Genomic DNA, 13951 nt, shown 5'->3' on the forward strand with positions numbered 1-13951 from the left:
ACCCGAGGGCGACTGTCGAAACAAGTACTCCGACGACATGCCGGGGAGTGGGGAGCCATGGCGCAGGTCAGGCGCACGTCAGTGGGGACCCAAGCGGTCGATGATGGCATCGTCCCGGGTAATTGCGGCGCCTGCCGCTGCGGCGTAGATGAGCAGTCGATCGACTTCGGACTCCCGAATTGCGAGAAAGTCGCCGTTCAGTACGGTCGATTTCATCGACCCGACGATCCAGTTTTTCGTCACCCGAGCCGCCAGCCACGCCATTAGCTTTGCAGTGGTCTGAAACCAACACGGGAGGATGGGGAATCGGCAGGGTCAACCAACTCCGAGTTGGTCCGCCATCGCCTCAACCCTTCCCGCCTGACGCGGTCCCCAGAAGAAGGACAAGGCGGGATGATTCCCGGCAACCCGACTCTGCGGACTCTTGCGGACTCCCTGCGGACTGAAACCAATAAAACCCTGATCAGAGGGCTTGTGCTACCGGTAGTTGACGAACTGCAGGTCGACGTCGAGGTCCGCGGCCTTCAGCAGCCGCTGGACTTCCTGCAGGTCGTCGCGCGACTTCGACTGCACGCGCAGCTCGTCGCCCTGGATCTGCGACTTCACCGACTTGGGGCCCTCGTCGCGGATGATCTTGCCGATCTTCTTCGCGTTCTCCTGCGAGATGCCCTCCTTGAGGGTGGAGGTGATGCGCACCTCCTTGCCGCTCTGCTGCGGCTCGCCCGACTCGAGGCTCTTCAGCGAGATGCCGCGCTTGATGAGCTTGGTCTGGAAGACGTCGAGCACGGCCTTGGCGCGCTCCTCGGAGTTCGCCTTGATCAGGATGGCCTCGCCGCTCCACGCGATCGAGGCGTCGGTGCCCTTGAAGTCGTAGCGCTGCTCGACCTCTTTGCGCGCCTGGTTGAGCGCGTTGTCGGCCTCCTGGCGGTCGATCTTGCTGACGATGTCGAACGAGGAATCTGCCATGCGAGGAAGTTTAGTCCGGCAGGTGGATGCCGGCGGGGCGGCGTGCATCGCGTTCTTGCGCGGTTCCTGCAAGCGATTACAGATGCGATCAAGATCACGGCCTGATATCGCTTCAGAAGCCTGCGATTGCGTTATATGCGCGGGTGAGGTAGAACTGTAAGCGCTTGCAGTCCTGTGAGCGCGAAGAACGGTCTTCGGGTGCTCCCCAGCTCCAAGGCCGGGACCATCAGCACAAGAGAGGCACACACCAATGAAGGTGAACAAGAGGAGCATCGTCGCTTTCGGCGCGATCGCCGCTGTTTCCACCCTCGCCCTCGCCGGCTGCGCCAGCGGCGGCTCGAGCGATGACACCGAAGGCCCCGCAGCGGACTTCTCGGGCGAGATCACGGTCTGGGTCGACGCCGACCGCGCGGGCGTCCTCGAAGAGGCCGCCGCAGACTTCACCGAGACCACCGGCGTCGAGGTCAACCTCGTCCAGAAGGAATTCGGCGAGATCCGCGACCAGTTCGTCCAGCAGGTTCCTACCGGTGAAGGCCCCGACGTCGCCGTGGGCGCGCACGACTGGCTCGGCGTGCTCGTCGAGAACGGCGTGGTCGCTCCGGTCGAGCTCGGCGACAAGGCCGGCGACTTCGAAGAGGTCGCGGTCGAGGCCTGGGCCTACGACGGCCAGACCTACGCCGTCCCCTACGCGATCGAGAACATCGCGCTGCTGCGCAACACGGACCTCGTGTCGGAGGTCGCCACCGACTACGACGACATGATCGCCAAGGGTGCCGCCGCCGGCGTCGACTACGAGTTCCTCGTGGGCCTTGACCCCGAGGCTGCCGACCCGTACCACCTGTACCCGTTCCAGACGTCGTTCGGCGCTCCGGTCTTCGGCAACAACGAAGACGGCAGCTACAACGCCGACGACCTGCAGATCGGCAACGAGGGCGGCCAGGAGTTCGCCACGTGGCTCGGCGAGCAGGGTGCTGCCGGCATCCTCAACACGAACATCACCGGCGACCTCGCCAAGGAGAACTTCAACACCGGCAAGTCGCCGTACTTCCTCACCGGCCCGTGGAACGTGCCGGACGCGGAGGCCGCCGGCATCAACCTCGCCGTCGACCCGATCCCCTCGGCCGGTGGCGGCGACGCCCAGCCGTTCGCGGGTGTGCAGGGCTTCTTCCTCTCCTCGGAGAGCGAGAACCGTCTCGCCGCCAACGAGTTCCTCGTGAACTACCTCGGCTCCGAAGAGGTGCAGACCGCTCTCTACGAGGTGGGTGGCCGTGCACCGGCTCTGACCGCCGCGTTCGACGCCGCTGTCGCGAGCGACCCGATCGTCGCCGGCTTCGGCGAGGTCGGCGCGAACGCCGTGCCGATGCCCTCGATCCCCGAGATGGGTTCGGTGTGGCAGTTCTGGGGCGTGACCGAGGCCGCCATCATCAACGGTGGTGACCCCGCCGAGCTGTGGACCAAGATGGCCACCGACGTCCAGGGCGCCATCGAGTAAGTCTCGATCGACGACGGGGCGGCATCCGCTCAGGGTGTCGCCCCGTCGTCATCTCCCGTTCGCTCCAAACCAGGGGATCGTGATGACGACACCGACCACTCAGGACCGCGAGAGCACCGCGGCCGAAAAGACCCGCGCGAAGCGCTCGGCCAGCGCAGCGCGCATGGCGGAAGCCGCGTCAGGAGGATGGAAGGTCCTCCTCGTCAAGGTGATCGCCCTCGGCATCATCGACGCCATCGCGGTCTACAGCGTGCTCGTGCTGCTCCAGAGCGAGCAGTGGGTCGCCGCCGGCATCGTGGTCGCGGTCACCGCCTTCGCCAACTGGATCTACTTCAGCCGCGGACACCTGCCCGCCAAGTACCTGATCCCGGGCCTGATCTTCCTCTTCGTCTTCCAGGTGTTCGCCGCGCTCTACACGGGCTACGTCGCGTTCACGAACTACGGCACCGGGCACAACAGCGACAAGGACAGCGCGGTCAACTCGCTGCTGCTGTCGGCGCAGGAGCGCGTGCCCGACTCGCCCGCCTACGGGCTCACGATCGTCGAGCAGCTCGGCGAGTTCTCGTTCCTGGTCACCGACCCCGACGGCGATGTCTCCATCGGCGGCGACGAGCGCCCGCTCGAGCCGGTCGACAACGCCGACATGGACGGCGGCAAGGCCGTGGGCCTTCCCGCCCACAACACCCTCAGCTTCGCGGACATCGTCGCGAACCAGCAGGTCATCGCCGACATGGCGGTGCCGCTGACCGACGACCCCAACGACGGGGCCCTCCGCACCCCCGACGGCTCGTCGGCCTACGTCTACCTCTCCAACCTCGTCTACGACGAGCAGGCCGACACCATGACCGACACCCGCACCGGCGTCGTCTACAGCGACATCGGCACCGGCGCCTTCGTCGCCGATGACGGCACCGAGCTGCGCCCCGGCTGGCAGATCTGGGTCGGATTCGACAACTTCATCCGCGCCTTCTCCGAGGAATCCATCCGCGCACCCTTCTTCGCGGTGCTCATCTGGACGTTCGTCTTCGCATTCCTGTCGGTGTTCACGACCTTCGTGATGGGCCTGTTCCTCGCGATCGTCTTCAACGATCCCCGCATGAAGTCGAAGAAGTACTACCGGCTGGTGATGATCCTCCCGTACGCCTTCCCCGGGTTCCTCTCGGCGCTGGTGTGGGCCGGAATGATGAACCAGGAGTTCGGCTTCATCAACGTCGTGCTCTTCGGCGGCGCCGACATCCCGTGGCTCACGAACGAGTGGCTGGCGAAGTTCAGCATCCTGCTCGTGAACCTGTGGCTGGGCTTCCCCTACATGTTCCTCATCTGCACGGGCGCCCTCCAGTCGATTCCCGACGAGCTGCAGGAGGCGGCCCGCGTCGACGGCGCAACCGCATGGCAGGTGTTCCGCAGCATCAAGCTGCCGCTGCTGTTCGTGGCCGTCGCGCCGCTGCTGATCGCATCCTTCGCCTACAACTTCAACAACTTCACACTCATCTACATGCTCACCGGCGGCGGACCGCGGGATGCCACGGCCGGCGTCAACGTCGGTGCCACCGACATCCTCATCTCGATGGTCTACAAGGTCGCCTTCGTCGGATCGACGGCGGACTACGGCCTGGCGAGCGCCTTCTCGATCATCATCTTCATCCTCGTCGCGACGATCTCGATCATCGCCTTCCGACGCACCAAGGCCCTCGAGGAGCTGAACTGACATGAGCAACATCCACGACTCAGACGAGACCTCGACCCGCGAGAGCTTCGGCGGCCAGGTCGGCCGGGCCGAGGCGGCGATCGCCACACGTGCGCCGATCGCCGGCTTCGACAACACCGACACCCACGACGACGGCGGCGTGCGCGGCGAGGGCCAGGAGCCCCGTCGTCCCTTCAAGCGGTACTTCCGCGAGACGGGCTGGCGCCACCTCATCGGCCTCGCCGCGGGCGCCTTCGCGATCTTCCCGCTGCTGTACGTGCTGTCGGCATCGCTGAACCCCGGGGGAACGCTGCTCACGGCGAACGGCCTGTTCCAGAACTTCAGCTTCGAGAGCTACGTCGACCTGTTCTCGTCGCCGCGCCAGCCGTACGCCGCGTGGTACGTCAACACGCTGGTCATCGGCCTCGTGACCGCCGCGGGCACGGTGATCCTCGGCGCGCTCGCCGCGTACTCGTTCTCGCGCATGCGGTTCACCGGCAGGCGGTTCGGCCTGACGACCCTGCTGGTCGTGCAGATGTTCCCGCAGATGCTGGCGATGGTCGCGATCTTCCTGCTCATGGTGGCGATCGGCGACATCTTCCCGGCGATCGGCCTGAACAGCCAGATCGGCCTCATCATGGTCTACCTCGGCGGTGCGCTCGGGGTGAACACCTACCTCATGTACGGGTTCTTCAACACCGTGCCCTCGTCGATCGACGAGGCGGCCAAGATCGACGGCGCCGGCCACGCGCGCATCTTCTTCACGATCATCCTGCGCCTGGTCGCCCCGATCCTCGCGGTCGTGGGGCTCCTGTCGTTCATCGGCACCTCGAGCGAGTTCGTGCTGGCGAGCATCATCCTCATCGACCCCGAGAAGCAGACCCTCGCGGTCGGCCTCTACAAGTACATCTCCGACGAGTTCTCGCAGAACTGGAGCATCTTCGCCGCGGGCGCCGTGCTCGCTGCGATCCTGCCGGTGGGCCTGTTCCTCGCGCTGCAGCGCTACATCGTCGGCGGTCTCACCGCGGGAAGCGTGAAGTAGGGGATGCTTCGCCACGCGCGCTCCGGCCGACGACGCCTGTCGGCCGGAGCAGCGGCGTTCCTCGCCGCGACGCTCGCGACCGCGCTGGCCGGCTGCTCCGCGCCGGGCGCCCGGAACCGGTGGCGCCGGATGCCGGCATCCAACTCTTCCAGCTGCCCTGGAACTCGATCGCCGAGGAGTGCGAGACCACCCTCGCCCCGAACGGCTTCGCCTGGGTGCTCACCTCGCCCCCGAACGAGCACATCGCGGGGGAGCAATGGTGGACTTCGTACCAGCCGGTGAGCTACCTCGTGGAGTCGCGCCTGGGCACCCGCGAGGAGTTCGCCGAGATGGTGGAGCGTTGCGATGCGGTGGGCGTCGAGATCATCGCCGACGCCGTCGTCAACCACATGACGGGTCAGGATGCCGCGGGCATCGGCGTCGCGGGGTCCACGTACGACCACTACGAGTACCCGGGGCTCTACGGGTTCGACGACTTCCACCACTGCGGGCTGACCTCGCAGGACGACATCGAGGACTACAATTCCCGCGAGCAGGTGCAGACCTGCGAACTCGTGAACCTCGCCGACCTCGACACCGCCAGCCCGACGGTGCAGGCCACGATCGCGGCCTACCTCGACGATCTGCTCTCGCTCGGCGTCGCCGGCTTCCGCATCGACGCCGCCAAGCACATGGCCGCCGACGACGTCGCGGCGATCGTCGCCGGGCTTCCCGCGGGCACGCGGGTGCTCAGCGAGGTGATCCGCGGCGGCGGCGAGCCGGTGCAGCCCGAGGAGTACACCGCGTTCGGCGAGGTGTTCGAGTTCACCTACGCGCGCGACCTCACCCCGCCCCTGGAGAGCGGCGTGTTCACCGATCCGGAGCTCGAGGGCGACCGGCCCCTGCACGTGCCGAGCGATGCGGCGATCGTTTTCGTCGACAACCATGACACCGAGCGCGGCGAGGCGAAGGTGACCTACCGCAACGGGGACCTCTACGTCATCGCGAATGCGCTCATGCTCGCCGACGACTACGGCACCCCCGTCGTGTACTCCGGTTACGCGTTCAGCGACCGCGACGCCGGAGCGCCGTCGCAGGGCAACCGCGTGCTGCCGGCGACGTGCGCGCCCGAGGTGGAGCCGGCGGCGACCTACACCGACGGACACCGCACCTGCGTGCAGTCCTGGCCCGCCATCGCCGGCATGCTCGAGTTCCGTGCCCAGGTCGGCGACGCGCCGCGCCTGCAGGGTGTCGAGGAGGGCGACGCCTACGGCTTCGAGCGCGAGGGCCGTGGCGTCGTCGCGGTGAACGTGGGCGCCGGCCCTCAGGAGCTGTCGATCCCGACGAGCCTGCCCGCCGGCGAGTACTGCGACGTCATCAGCGGTGGCCGCGAGGCCGCCGAGGAGAGTGGATGCCGCGGCGCGACCTACACGGTCGAGAACGGCGCCGTCACGGTCGAGCTCGAACCGCGCAGCGCGGTGGCGATCCACGTGGGCTCGCGCCCCTGACCGTTGCCGCGACGGCGCCGATGTCGGCGACGCGTGGCATCATCGAGACGCACAACTGAACAACAACTCAAGGGCTCTGTCATGGTCGCGGCCGTGCAACCACGTCGCATCCGGCGGCACTGCCGCCTTGTCTCCACGAAAGGCCAGACCATGACCACCCTGCTTCCTCACCACGACGGCTCTCCGCTGTACGTGTCGAACGACGCTCCCGAGCTCGGCGAGATCGTCACCGTGCGCCTGCGCGTGCCCGCCGGCTACGGCCCGCTCGCGGCCGTCGGCACCCGCTCCAACCCCGACCACGAGCCGGAGTGGTCCGTCGCCCGTCACGTCGGCACCCACGACGGCTGGGACTGGTGGGCGGCCCCGATCGCCGTGCGCAACCGCCGCCACGGCTACCGCTGGGTTCTCCAGCACGTCGACGGCACGGTGGAGTGGCTGAACCAGGCCGGCATCCACCGCATCGAGACCGTCGACGCCGACGACTTCGCCCTCGTCGCCCACCCCGCCCCGCCGTCATGGATGGGGGATGCCGTCATGTACCAGGTCTTCCCCGACCGGTTCGCGCGCTCGGCGCAGGCCGACCAGCACGAGACGCCCGAGTGGGCGATCGCCGCGGAGTGGGGCGACCCTGTCGATCCGGTCATGCCCGGGCGTTCGCAGCAGTTCTACGGCGGCGACCTCGACGGCATCACCGAGAAGCTCGACCACCTCGTCGGCCTGGGGGTGAACCTGCTGTATCTCACGCCCGTGTTCCCCGCGGCATCCAATCATCGCTACGACGCGTCGAGCTTCGACAGCGTCGATCCGCTGCTGGGCGGCGACGAGGCGTACGTGCGGCTCATCGAGGCCGCGCACGCCCGCGGCATCCGGGTGATCGGCGACCTCACGAGCAACCACTCCGGCGACCGGCACGAGTGGTTCCAGGCGGCGCTCGGGAATCCCGGGGCCGAGACGGAGAGCTACTACTACTTCACCGATGACGCGAACACGGAGTACGTGTCGTGGCTCGGAACTCCGACGCTGCCGAAGTTCAACTGGGAGTCGGAGCCGCTGCGGGAGCGGTTCATCTCGGGCGAGGACTCGGTCGTCGCGAAGTGGCTGAAGCCGCCGTTCGCCACCGACGGCTGGCGCATCGACGTGGCGAACATGACGGGGCGCCTGGGCGATGTCGACCTCAACGCCGAGGTGCGGCAGCTGCTTCGCGAGACGATGCTCGAGATCAACCCGGAGGCGATCCTGCTGGGGGAGTCGACGAACGACGCGATCAGCGACCTGCAGGGCGACGGCTGGCACGGGGCGATGACGTACACGTCGTTCACACGTCCGCTCTGGGCGTGGCTGTCGGAGCCGCGATTCGAGCCGTACCTCACCGGGGAGGGCGAGGAGGTCACCCAGCCCTGGTTCTTCGGGCAGCCGATCGGTGGCATCCCGCGCTACACCGCGCGACAGTTCGCCGACGCGGTGGTGCGGTTCACCGCCGGCATCCCGTGGCGCGTGCGCCTGGGCAACATGCAGGCGCTCGACAGCCACGACAGCGGACGCTTCGCCACCAACGCCGCCCCCGGCGCGATCCCGGTCGCGGTGGGGCTGTCGATGGCGCTGCCGGGGCTTCCGGTCATGTTCGCGGGCGACGAGTTCGGCCTCACCGGAGTCGACGGCGAGGCCAGCCGCACCCCGATGCCGTGGGGCACCGAGGGCGACCCGGCCGTGGCCGAGCGCCTCGCGCTGTACCGCGACCTCGTGGGACTGCGCCGTGCGCACCCGGCGCTGCAGACCGGCGGCATGCGGTGGCTGCACGTCTCCGATGACGCGATCGTCTTCGTGCGGGAAGCGGCCTCCGAGTCGGTGCTCGTCGTCGCGGCCCGCGGCGACGTCGACGTCGAGCTGGCGCCGGGTGCGCTGCACGGTGCCGCTGCTGCCGAGCCGCTGTTCGGGGATGCCACGCTCGCCGTGGCCTCCGACGGCGCGGTGCTGCTCTCGGCCGACGGGCCGGTGTTCGCGGCCTGGGCGCTGCCCGGGGTGGAGGCGCCGGCGTGGCCTGCGGCCAGCTCGGCCGACGAGGTCTCCCGCGGCGTCGTGGAGGCGTAGCGCTCGGGTGCCGCTGCCCCTTTGCTGAGAACAGGTGATCCGGCGTAGGCAGGCTGTTTCAGCGCCATATCGTCCTGTGTGCGGTAGATCACCTGTTCTCGGCAGCGTCGCAGCCGTCGCTGGCGCCGCGCGGTGCCTGCCGGCCAGCCGCTGCCCCTTTGCTGAGAACAGGTGATCCGGCGTAGGCAGGCTGTTTCAGCGCCATATCGACCTGTGTGCGGCAGATCACCTGATCTCGGCCACTCGCTGGGCAGCGCGGCGCCTCGGCTGGGACGGCGCCGGGTTATCCACAGGCGCCTGACGCCCGGTCGCGGCGTGGTGCACACTGAGTGCCATGTCAGCGTTGACGACCATCGGCCTTCCCGTGGCCCTCGGCATCATCATGTTCGGTCTGGGCCTCAGTCTCACCCTCGGCGACTTCTCCCGGGTGCTCAAGCAGCCGAAGGCGGTGATCATCGCACTGCTGTGTCAGCTGATCGTGCTCCCCGCGATCTGCTTCGGACTCGTGCTGCTGTTCCAGCTGCCGCCCGTGCTGGCCGTGGGCATGATGATGCTCGCGGCCTCGCCGGGCGGCACGACGGCGAACCTCTACAGCCACCTGTTCCGGGGAGACGTGGCGCTCAACATCTCGCTCACTGCGGTGAACTCGGTGATCGCCGTGTTCACGCTGCCGGTCATCACGAATCTCGCGATCCTCTACTTCAACCCGTTCGACGACCAGCTGGGGCTCCAGTGGGCCAAGACGCTCGAGGTGTTCGCGATCGTGCTGCTTCCGGTGGCGCTCGGCATGCTCGTGCGGCGCTTCCAGCCGCGCTTCGCCGACGCGATGGACAAGCCGGTGCGCATCGCCTCGGTCATCATCCTCATCGTCGTGATCGCCGGTGCCGTGGCCTCCAACTGGGCGCTGCTCGTCGAGAACGCCGCCACGCTCTCGCTCATCACCGTGGTGTTCTGCCTCATCAGCCTGTCGATCGGCTACCTCGTTCCGCGGCTGCTGCGCGTGGGCACGCGCCAGGCGATCGCGTCGTCATTCGAGATCGGCATCCACAACGCGACCCTCGCGATCGTGATCGCACAGACCGTACTCGGCTCCGTCGAGCTCGGCCTCCCGGCCGCCGTGTACGGCGTGCTGATGTTCTTGATCGCCTTCGGGTTCGGGTTCCTCATCCGCGAGAGGCCGGGTTCGGCATCCACGTCGCTCGACGAGCAGTCATCCGAGGCGACCGCCGCACCCTGATCGTCAGGCTCGGGATGCCGCGCCCGCCGTCTCCGCCCGTGCGTACACTGGGCGGAGACGGCGAGGAGGCTTCATGCGACCCCTGACCGAAGACGACGTGCGTTCATCGTTCGTGAACGCGACCGCCGATGACCTGCGCCTGGTGACGCTGCCCGGGGACTTCCTGTTCGCGGACTGGGATCATCTCGACTTCTACGCCTGGCGCGATCCCCGCACACGAGGTCGCGGGTACATGATCGCCGAGATCGACGGCGAGCCCCGCGGCATCGTGATGCGCGCGGCCGAGGGCACGCCGCGGGTGCGATCGGCGATGTGCAACCTCTGCCACACCACGCAGCCCGCCGACCAGGTGTCGATGTTCAGCGCGCGCAAGGCCGGCGACGCCGGCGAGCACGGCGACACGGTCGGCACCTACATCTGCGCCGACCTGTCGTGCCACGAGAACGTGCGCCTGGCCGCGCCTCTCGCGCCCAACGAGGTGCGCGCCAGCGTCGACATGCGCATCGACGGCACGAAGCGCCGCACCGAGGCGTTCGTCGCCCGCGTGCTCGAGACGGCGGGATCCCGGCGATGACCGGCAGTGCGGTCGTCGTCGGCGACGCGCTCATCGACGAGCTGCGCGACGACGGGGGAGTGCGCGAGTTCGTCGGCGGCGCCGCGCTGAACGTCGCCGTGGGCATGGCGCGGCTAGGGCTGCGCACCGCGCTCGTGGCCATGGTCGGGGAGGACGATGCCGGAGCGCACATCCGGTCGTACCTCGCGGACTTCGGCGTCACCCTGCTGGCGACCCCGTCACCGCTCGGCACCGCCCGGGCGGTGAGCACGCGCAGCGGGGCCGGCGAGCCGACCTACGACTTCAACGAGGCGTCGCAGAAGCGGCGCATCCGCTACGGCGACGACGTGCGGGGTGCCTTCGCCGCGGCGGACGTCGTCGCCATCAGCTGCGTAGCGTTCGACGACGGCGAGCAGACCGCCGAGCTGGGGGAGGCGCTCGCCGCGACCCGCACCCCCTACGCGATCGACCCGAACCCGCGCACCGGCATGCTGCGCGACAAGGCGGCGTTCGTGCGCGGCTTCGAAGGACTCGTGCCGAAGGCGGCGATCGTCAAGGTCGGCGAAGACGACGCCGACCTCCTCTACGGCACCCCGCTCGACACGCTGCGCGCACGGCTCATCGACCTCGGCGCGGGTGCGGTGCTCGCCACATACGGCGCCGGCGGCGCGGCGATCGAGACACCGGGGTCGGTCGTGACGCGGCCGATCTCGCCGCTGCCCGGCAGGGTCGTCGACACCATGGGCGCGGGCGACGCGGCGTTCGCGGCGACCCTCGCGGGGTGGATGCGCGACCGTCCGGCCAACCCCGACGGCTGGTCCGCGGTGCTGGCCGAGGCGATGGATGCCGCGGCGGCAACCTGCCGGTTCGAAGGCGCCCTGCTGCGCCTGCCGTCGGCCCTCGCAGACCTCGATCTCGACCGGATCGGCACGTGATCCGGCCTCGATTTCGAGCATGCCGAAAGACAGAGTAGGATTGTTGATCGCGCCTCCGGTCGACTGGAAAAGCTGGGCGGGTGCGCACTGGCGAGTTACCCAAGTGGCCAAAGGGATCTGACTGTAAATCAGCCGTCTTCGACTTCGGGGGTTCGAATCCCTCACTCGCCACAAAACGAACGACGAAGGGGCTCCGCGACGCGGGGCCCCTTCGTCGTTCCGCCGGCCGGATTCGCGACGCGTCAGCCGCGCATCGCGAGCGCGAACGGCAGCACGCGGGTCGCGCCGGCGGCGCGCAGCTCGCGCGCCGCGACCGTCAGCGTCCATCGGCTGTCGACGAGGTCGTCGACCAGCAGCACCGGACCCTGCGGGACCTCGAGGTTCGCGGCACTGATCCGGCCCCAGACGCCCGCGAGCCGGAAGGCGCTGTTGCCGCCGGGCCGGCCGGTCGGCCCCCCGTCGACGAGATCGAGGGTGCCGAGCAAGGGCATGCGCCCGATCTCGGCGATGCCCCGCGCGAGCGTGTCGACGAGCAGCGGTCGGCCGCGGGAGGGCATCGCGGCCACGGCGACCGGGCGCTCGTCCCATCCCCAGTCGGCCAGCACGCGCACGCAGGCGGAGAGCACGTTCGCGGCGACCGGCGCATCCGGGGCGCCCGCGGCGAACAGCGTGCGCAGAGTTCCTCCCCAGCCGAGGTCGGTCAGGCGCGCGAGGGCTCGTCCCTCGTCGGCCTGCTCGCCGGCGGGGATGCGGCCTCGCACGGGCACGCCCAGCTTGTCGGCCCCCGTCGGCCACTGCCGGCGCGGTTCGAGCGGAACTCCGACGCGATCGAGGGCGACGGACGCGGCATCCGTCGCATCCTCGCGGATCGAGGTCGGGAACCATGGGCCCGCGCAGTTGTCGCAGCGTCCGCACGGGATCGCGGTGTCGTCGTCGAGGGAGCGCTGGAGGAACTCCATCCGGCAACCCTCGGTCTGCTCGTAGTCGAGCATGTGCTGCTGCTCGGCGATGCGCTCGGCGGCGATCCGGCGGTACCTGTCCTCGTCGTAGGTCCACGGCTGACCCGTCGCGATCCATCCGCCCTGCACGCGGGCGACCGCCCCGTCGACGTCGAGCACCTTCAGCAGCAGTTCCAGGGGCGTGCGGCGGATGTCGACCACGGCCTCGAGCGCGGGCGTCGACACCGGCTTCGCCGAGGCAGAGAGGGCCGCGAGCACGCGCTCGGCGCGCTCGCGGTCGGGCATGGATGCCGTGGCGAAGTAGTGCCAGATGTCGCGGTCTTCGACGCCCGGGAGCAGGAGCACGTCGGCCGACGCCGTCGCGCGCCCGGCTCGCCCCACCTGCTGGTAGTACGACACCGGCGACGAGGGTGCGCCCAGATGCACGATGAAGCCGAGGTCGGGTTTGTCGAAGCCCATCCCGAGAGCGCTCGTGGCCACGAGGGCCTTCACCCGGTTGTCCTTCAGCAGCGCCTCGGACTCCTCCCGCTCATCGGGATCGGTCTGACCGGTGTACGCGCGCACGTCGAATCCGCGATCGCGCAGGAGGCGCGCCGTGTCGTTCGCGGCCGCGACGGTGAGCGTGTAGATGATGCCCGACCCGGGGAGGTCGTCGAGGTGGCTGATCAGCCACGCCAGCCGGCTGGGGGCGCTGCTCAGCCGCAGCACGCCGAGCCGCAGCGAGGTGCGCGCGAGCGGCCCGCGGATGACCAGCACCTCGGCGGAGTCCGCGCTCCGCTCCAGTCCGCCGAGCTGTTCGGCGACATCCGCCACGACCCGGCTGTTCGCGGTCGCCGTGGTCGCGAGCACGGGCACCCCGGCGGGCGTGCGCGCGATGAGGTCGCGAAGCCGCCGGTAGTCCGGCCGGAAGTCGTGGCCCCAGTCGCTGATGCAGTGCGCCTCATCGACGACCAGCAGGCCGATCCGGGCGACCAGCTGCGGCAGCTGCTCGTCACGGAACGACGGGTTGTTCAGCCGCTCGGGCGACACCAGCAGCACGTCGACCTCGTCGCGCTCGAGCTGCGCGAGCACCTCGCCCCACTCGTGCGCGTTGGTCGAGTTGATGGCCACCGCGCGCACTCCCGCCCGGCGCGCGGCCGCGATCTGGTCGCGCATGAGCGCCAGCAGCGGCGAGACCAGCACGGTGGGCCCCGCCCCGCGTCGGCGCAGCAGCAGCGTCGCGACGAAGTACACGGCCGACTTGCCCCATCCCGTGCGCTGCACCACGAGCGCTCGCCGCCGGTCGTCGACGAGGGCCTCGATCGCTTCGAACTGTCCGTCGTGGAAGTCCGCGCCGTCGGAGCCGACGAGGGAGCGCAGGGCATCGAGCGCCTGCGCCCGCAGGGTCGTGGTCGCAGTCATGGGGACCACTCTCCCTCACCCCGCCGACATGACGAAGCGCGTGGCCACCGCGCGGGGCACGAGCTGCGAACGATATGGAGAGGCCTGGGAAGGATCGGCCGCGC

Annotated in this window: 11 protein-coding genes and 1 tRNA gene; 9 read left to right on the forward strand and 3 right to left on the reverse strand. The window is 69.1% G+C overall.

Annotated elements, in window-relative coordinates:
- Positions 1-78: 78 nt before the first annotated feature.
- Both HQM25_RS03770 and HQM25_RS03775 read right to left on the reverse strand, forming a co-directional pair.
- Positions 79-264 (reverse strand): hypothetical protein, encoded by a 186-nt coding sequence (locus HQM25_RS03770; RefSeq protein WP_172989030.1) that lies wholly within the window; start codon positions 262-264, stop codon positions 79-81.
- A gap of 213 nt (positions 265-477) precedes the next feature.
- Positions 478-966 carry a YajQ family cyclic di-GMP-binding protein gene (locus HQM25_RS03775; RefSeq protein ID WP_172989031.1) on the reverse strand — a complete coding sequence of 163 codons (489 nt, stop codon included), beginning with the start codon at positions 964-966 and terminating at the stop codon, positions 478-480.
- A 250-nt stretch (positions 967-1216) separates the two neighbouring features.
- Here HQM25_RS03775 and HQM25_RS03780 point away from each other — a divergent pair, with 250 nt between their 5' ends.
- From HQM25_RS03780 to HQM25_RS03820, 9 genes are all read left to right on the forward strand, one after another.
- Positions 1217-2458: a sugar ABC transporter substrate-binding protein gene (locus HQM25_RS03780; protein ID WP_172989032.1), complete on the forward strand. Its 1242-nt coding sequence runs from the start codon at positions 1217-1219 to the stop codon at positions 2456-2458.
- Between the two features lie 82 nt (positions 2459-2540).
- Positions 2541-4166 carry an ABC transporter permease subunit gene (locus HQM25_RS03785; RefSeq protein WP_172989033.1) on the forward strand — a complete coding sequence of 542 codons (1626 nt, stop codon included), beginning with the start codon at positions 2541-2543 and terminating at the stop codon, positions 4164-4166.
- Position 4167: 1 nt separating this feature from the next.
- The gene (locus HQM25_RS03790) at positions 4168-5187 is read left to right on the forward strand and encodes a sugar ABC transporter permease (RefSeq protein ID WP_172989034.1); all 1020 of its coding nucleotides are present in this window, start codon (positions 4168-4170) and stop codon (positions 5185-5187) included.
- A gap of 119 nt (positions 5188-5306) precedes the next feature.
- Complete coding sequence (locus tag HQM25_RS03795; protein ID WP_172989035.1) at positions 5307-6674, forward strand: alpha-amylase; 1368 nt, start codon at positions 5307-5309, stop codon at positions 6672-6674.
- A gap of 150 nt (positions 6675-6824) precedes the next feature.
- Complete coding sequence (locus HQM25_RS03800; RefSeq protein ID WP_172989036.1) at positions 6825-8762, forward strand: glycoside hydrolase family 13 protein; 1938 nt, start codon at positions 6825-6827, stop codon at positions 8760-8762.
- Between the two features lie 334 nt (positions 8763-9096).
- A complete protein-coding gene (locus HQM25_RS03805) occupies positions 9097-9999 on the forward strand; it encodes a bile acid:sodium symporter family protein (protein WP_172989037.1) in 903 nt (300 codons plus the stop codon).
- Positions 10000-10072: 73 nt separating this feature from the next.
- Positions 10073-10573, forward strand: a complete 501-nt coding sequence (locus HQM25_RS03810; RefSeq protein ID WP_172989038.1) for an FBP domain-containing protein — start codon at positions 10073-10075, stop codon at positions 10571-10573.
- Positions 10570-11487, forward strand: coding sequence for a PfkB family carbohydrate kinase (locus HQM25_RS03815; protein ID WP_172989039.1), 918 nt, complete (start codon positions 10570-10572; stop codon positions 11485-11487). The genes HQM25_RS03810 and HQM25_RS03815 overlap by 4 nt, the downstream gene beginning before the upstream one ends.
- Before the next feature lie 89 nt (positions 11488-11576).
- Positions 11577-11658, forward strand: a tRNA-Tyr gene (locus tag HQM25_RS03820).
- A 71-nt stretch (positions 11659-11729) separates the two neighbouring features.
- Here HQM25_RS03820 and HQM25_RS03825 read toward each other — a convergent pair.
- Positions 11730-13847, reverse strand: coding sequence for a RecQ family ATP-dependent DNA helicase (locus tag HQM25_RS03825; protein ID WP_172989040.1), 2118 nt, complete (start codon positions 13845-13847; stop codon positions 11730-11732).
- Between the last annotated feature and the right edge of the window lie 104 nt (positions 13848-13951).

The sequence above is a fragment of the Microbacterium hominis genome, assembly GCF_013282805.1.
Taxonomy (GTDB): domain Bacteria; phylum Actinomycetota; class Actinomycetes; order Actinomycetales; family Microbacteriaceae; genus Microbacterium; species Microbacterium hominis_B.

Bases quoted from the DNA above. Each gene is read 5' to 3' on its own strand.
- HQM25_RS03770 (WP_172989030.1), bottom strand. From the start codon at position 264: ATGGCGTGGCTGGCGGCTCGGGTGACGAAAAACTGGATCGTCGGGTCG.
- HQM25_RS03780 (WP_172989032.1), top strand. From the start codon at position 1,217: ATGAAGGTGAACAAGAGGAGCATCGTCGCTTTCGGCGCGATCGCCGCT.
- HQM25_RS03810 (WP_172989038.1), top strand. From the start codon at position 10,073: ATGCGACCCCTGACCGAAGACGACGTGCGTTCATCGTTCGTGAACGCG.
- HQM25_RS03815 (WP_172989039.1), top strand. From the start codon at position 10,570: ATGACCGGCAGTGCGGTCGTCGTCGGCGACGCGCTCATCGACGAGCTG.
- HQM25_RS03800 (WP_172989036.1), top strand. From the start codon at position 6,825: ATGACCACCCTGCTTCCTCACCACGACGGCTCTCCGCTGTACGTGTCG.
- HQM25_RS03775 (WP_172989031.1), bottom strand. From the start codon at position 966: ATGGCAGATTCCTCGTTCGACATCGTCAGCAAGATCGACCGCCAGGAG.
- HQM25_RS03790 (WP_172989034.1), top strand. From the start codon at position 4,168: ATGAGCAACATCCACGACTCAGACGAGACCTCGACCCGCGAGAGCTTC.
- HQM25_RS03805 (WP_172989037.1), top strand. From the start codon at position 9,097: ATGTCAGCGTTGACGACCATCGGCCTTCCCGTGGCCCTCGGCATCATC.
- HQM25_RS03785 (WP_172989033.1), top strand. From the start codon at position 2,541: ATGACGACACCGACCACTCAGGACCGCGAGAGCACCGCGGCCGAAAAG.
- HQM25_RS03825 (WP_172989040.1), bottom strand. From the start codon at position 13,847: ATGACTGCGACCACGACCCTGCGGGCGCAGGCGCTCGATGCCCTGCGC.